This window comes from Photobacterium lucens (assembly GCF_009873615.1).
GTDB classification, from domain to species: Bacteria; Pseudomonadota; Gammaproteobacteria; order Enterobacterales; family Vibrionaceae; genus Photobacterium; species Photobacterium lucens.
In genome coordinates this window covers 1-848 of record NZ_SSMG01000171.1, presented here as the reverse complement: position 1 = coordinate 848, position 848 = coordinate 1, and the positions used below count along the sequence as shown (strand labels likewise).

Sequence of the window (848 nt, the reverse complement as noted above, 5' to 3'; positions counted from 1 at the left end):
GGCTAATAATGTTCAAATCTTTACGGACACTATTCCGACAATTAGTAAACGATACAAGTTGCGGTGATGCTGTTGATACCCCAACCCTGCACTTAGCCATGGCTTCTTTATTATGTGAAGTTGCCAGTGCCGATCATGAACAGGATCCGAGAGAAGAGATAGCTAAACAACACTTGTTAATGAAATTGCTCGATATTAACGAGGTTGCTGCAAGTGACTTATTAACCAAGGCACAACAACAAAGTGATGCTTCTGTTTCTTTGTACGATTTTACGAACAAACTACGATCACTTGAGCAGTCTGAACGCTATCAACTCATTGAAGCAATGTGGAAAGTTGCATATGCCGATGGTGTCATTGATCCACAAGAAGAAGCAGTAATACGCCAAGTATCAGAGTTGATTTATCTGGACCATTCCGCATTTATTAAAGCCAAAATTACCGCTAAAGACGCCATGATTTAATCACTTAAAAGAGCTAATTTTTAGCTCTTTTCTTTTATCTAAGTTTCTTGATAGATCTAATATCTGCACCTACTCTTTATATAGAGTGCAAGCTAAACCATATACTAATATACGCACCTATATATTTTACTAGACAAATAGAGCAATCATTTAATAGGCAATTTTAAATAGTCTTGTTACATATGAAGACTATAAACAAGGAGGCACCTGTAACATATTCCGTTACGTGTGCCTTTATTGTATTTGAGATAGGCATGAAAATACTGACATACCTGTCTAACTATTATTTTTAATATCATTCTTATTTTTATAGATATAGCTATATGCAACAATCGCTGAAATAATATATTTATCAATTCATTGATTATTCATATAGTTATAAAC

At 34.3% G+C, this 848-nt stretch carries 1 protein-coding gene; it reads left to right on the top strand.

The window, feature by feature from the left end; genetic code table 11:
- Positions 1-8 precede the first annotated feature (8 nt).
- The gene (locus tag E5A76_RS08115) at positions 9-464 is read left to right on the top strand and encodes a tellurite resistance TerB family protein (protein WP_161118600.1); all 456 of its coding nucleotides are present in this window, start codon (positions 9-11) and stop codon (positions 462-464) included.
- Positions 465-848: the final 384 nt, after the last annotated feature.

Bases quoted from the DNA above. Each gene is read 5' to 3' on its own strand.
- E5A76_RS08115 (WP_161118600.1), top strand. From the start codon at position 9: ATGTTCAAATCTTTACGGACACTATTCCGACAATTAGTAAACGATACA.